Origin of the sequence: Bacillus sp. SIMBA_005, assembly GCF_046535585.1 — a bacterium.
Lineage (GTDB): Bacteria > Bacillota > Bacilli > Bacillales > Bacillaceae > Bacillus > Bacillus pumilus.
Genome location: NZ_JAWRWI010000232.1, coordinates 1 through 290, shown reverse-complemented (window position 1 = coordinate 290; position 290 = coordinate 1). Strand labels below are relative to the sequence as shown.

Annotated in this window: 1 protein-coding gene; it reads left to right on the top strand. The window is 38.6% G+C overall.

Features of this window, described 5'->3' with window-relative positions:
- Nucleotides 1-167: 167 nt before the first annotated feature.
- On the top strand, nt 168-290 hold a 123-nt coding region (locus SB660_RS19900), incomplete at its 3' end, for a cytochrome ubiquinol oxidase subunit I (RefSeq protein ID WP_410584003.1).

Sequence of the window (290 nt, the reverse complement as noted above, 5' to 3'; positions counted from 1 at the left end):
TTTCTATGACAGCCGCTGTCCCCCAGGGTGTACAGGCTGATATTTCAATAGTTTTGACGAATTTGTGAAACATTGAGCAAATATATCATTTTTTGTGAAATACCGAGCAATGATTTCACTATGTTTGTGAAATGTTGAGCAATTTACCAGATTGGAGGAAAAACATCATGAGTGAGTTGGTATTAGCCCGCATTCAATTTGCATCTACAACATTGTTTCACTTCTTGTTTGTGCCTATGTCTATCGGGCTTGTGTTTATGGTTGCTTTGATGGAGACGCTTTACGTTGTC